This is a genomic window from Deltaproteobacteria bacterium (assembly GCA_016931625.1).
Lineage (GTDB): Bacteria > Myxococcota > XYA12-FULL-58-9 > XYA12-FULL-58-9 > JAFGEK01 > JAFGEK01.
Map to the genome: position 1 here is coordinate 1 of JAFGEK010000227.1, position 2,879 is coordinate 2,879.

At 41.5% G+C, this 2,879-nt stretch carries 3 protein-coding genes; 2 read left to right on the forward strand and 1 reads right to left on the reverse strand.

Features of this window, described 5'->3' with window-relative positions:
- Window positions 1-167 precede the first annotated feature (167 nt).
- A complete protein-coding gene (locus tag JW841_18830) occupies window positions 168-530 on the forward strand; it encodes a DUF4139 domain-containing protein (protein MBN1962991.1) in 363 nt (120 codons plus the stop codon).
- A gap of 534 nt (window positions 531-1,064) precedes the next feature.
- Here the strand turns inward: JW841_18830 and JW841_18835 are convergent.
- Complete coding sequence (locus JW841_18835; protein MBN1962992.1) at window positions 1,065-2,237, reverse strand: DUF1343 domain-containing protein; 1,173 nt, start codon at window positions 2,235-2,237, stop codon at window positions 1,065-1,067.
- A gap of 200 nt (window positions 2,238-2,437) precedes the next feature.
- Between JW841_18835 and trxA the strand changes: the two genes are divergently transcribed.
- Entirely contained in the window at window positions 2,438-2,764 is a 327-nt protein-coding gene (gene trxA, locus JW841_18840; protein ID MBN1962993.1) for a thioredoxin, read from the forward strand.
- Window positions 2,765-2,879 lie beyond the last annotated feature (115 nt).

A 2,879-nucleotide genomic window follows, 5' to 3' on the forward strand; every position in this document is an offset into this window, starting at 1 on the left:
CTCTCTACGTCATGCCCTCGAAAGAGGGCATCCAGTAAAGCCTAATAAAATCGATCAATTACAGAGATGAGATCAAGAGTCAGCTATTACCCGGCACGCTCCATGCCTTTCGCGGTGATTCCTATGTAGGCGACACCTACTGTAACTATACAGCTGCCTCTGAACCGATGGAAGTCTCGTTCGGTATCGATGAATCTTTCAAAACCGAAAGACTGACCATCAAACGCGTAAACAATGACCCTAGCTTTTTGAGTTCTACTAAAGGAATGGAACGTAGCTATAGTATTACTATCACCAACAACTCACCCAAAAGGCAGATAGTAGAGATTCGCGAAAACATCCCGGTATCGAAAATAGAAGACGTCAAGGTCGAACTTGATAAGAAGAACACCACAAAAGGATATGCGCTGGATAAGTATCGCGGTCTTATAACCTGGAAGCTCAACATCCCTGCTGGCAAAAAAGAAACCATTGATTTTGGCTATACCATCAAACTACCAGAGGACTGGAATATAGGTGTTAGACCCTGACACCAGTTTCAAGCTACTGCTTATGTTTTGTACAACACATTAAATCCAATGCTTGGCGAAATTATCCTAATGTAAAAAATGGTATTTTAATCTCAACTTTTGAACAATATTTCTGGATCGCCGACGGTGTCCTACACCAATGCCAGTGGCCGCGCCAAGTCCCTCGTATGGCTCGTTCATCTTCACTTTACAACTTCGATAAGAGCAGCAGTTGCCAATGACTGTGAGTAGCGAATGAAGCTTATCGACTTCGTGCTGTCGCATGACGCTTCGTTCACGTGCCATACCTACGGTCCTATTGGCGCTACCACGAGAAAAATTTTAGTATCATTCAAATGTTAAAAATCAGCTATCGAAGCCGCCCACTGAATGTGAGCGAGATGTTGCAAGTGCACTCGTAGGGCAACAATAACAAGCTGAATTTGTTTAAGATTTTTCTGAAATGATCAGCATTGGTGTCTGGCACCTGCCTTGGCAGCACCTGCCTTGGCAGCACCTGCCTTGGCAAATGTTGTAATACCATCAGCTGTTTACTCATTCATACAAAAATACTTGCTCTCTTTGTGCATCATATTGTTCACCACCAAATATTGCTGCTTTCATAACCTTATTAAAATCGGCGCCACTATCGATAAGCTCTCGCACTCTCGGTGTGCCAGTGAGTAAATCAATCGCCGGGACATCAGGACGAAATTCATAAGGTTCACGCCGCCACCCAAAAAAATTTGGCCATAGCTGCTTAATACACCAAATTATCGCAAGCCCGGTACGATATGGTAAAAATGATTGGCGATCAGTTACGTGCAATTGCACCCCACCACAAGCTTGGTTTATGTGTTTATGAAAAGTTGGGCGAAAAACACAAGGGCGAAAAACCACACCATCAAGTTCTAATTTATTTAAAGCTTCCACTAAAACACGGCCATTAATAAACGGCGCGCCCACTAATTCAAAGGGTCTAGTAGTACCACGACCTTCAGAAATATTTGTCCCCTCAATTAAACACATGCCAGGATAAACAATCGCAGTATCAAGAGTCGGCATATTAGGAGAAGGCATGACCCAAGGCAGTTGAGTATCATCAAAATATTGTGACCGCCGCCAACCTTCACAGGCTATAATAGTCAACTCGCAATTAAGTCCATAACTCTTTTGATATAAACGAGCTAGCTCGCCCATAGTTAAACCATGACGTTGCGGTATAGAATATAACCCACAAAAATTCTCTAGACCTGGTTCAATACCACCTCCTTCGATTTGCATACCACCAATTGGATTTGGCCGATCTAATACTACTACGCGAACATCAGCTTTTGCTGCAGCCTGCATACAAAAAGCCATGGTTGCAGCATAAGTATAATAGCGGCTTCCAATATCTTGAATATCTATAACCAAAGTATCTATACGAGCAAGTTGCTCAGCGCTTGGGGTTAATGAACTTTCACTAGCACCATAAAGACTAACTTCAGGTATGCCAGTAATCGCGTCATAGCTATCTGCAACACTAACCATATCTTGTGCATCACCACGCAGACCATGCTCTGGACCAAATAGCAAAGTAAGATTAATGCGTTTATCAGCATGCATGAGATCAAGCGCGTGGTTAAAACTAATATCAATAGTCGCTGGATTTGCACATAAACCAATACGACCTTGCCCCAAATAACGTTCAGGATTTGTTAAAAGCCTGTCTAAACCGGTTATCATCTGTGGTCACCGTAAATTTCACTTGCTGATGCATTTAAGCATTTTAAGAAAAAATCAATTGCGACAGTTGCCTTCTACTATATACATACGCATAGTACATAAGTTATCACTTGCTATTTATGTAAAATGAAAAAATGTTTACATTGACACAACATGTTAAACATTAGTTAATTGAAAACCTAATTCTCGGAGGTAAAAAAATGGGACAAGACGCCATTATCGTAGGCGATAACGACTTTGAACCTACGGTTTTACAAGCAAAATTACCGACTTTAGTTGATTTTTGGGCTGAGTGGTGTGGGCCTTGCCGCGCACTTACTCCAATCATTGATGAGGTTGCTGGCAAATATCAAGGTAAATTACAAGTCGCCAAGATGAATATTGATAACCATCCTAATACCCCAAGTCGCTATGCAGTGCGCGCTATCCCGACTTTATTGTTATTTAAAGATGGTCAGGTTGTCGAACAGATAGTTGGCTTGGTAGCTCGAGCAAAATTAGAAGATTTAATTTCTAAGCATATTTGATCGACCGATCGACCTACCAATTTTCTATCGCTTTTTAAAATTAATATCTTGAGCCACTTGCAAAACTCGATAATATTAACAATTATACTAACAATAACGTCATTCCCGCGAAAGC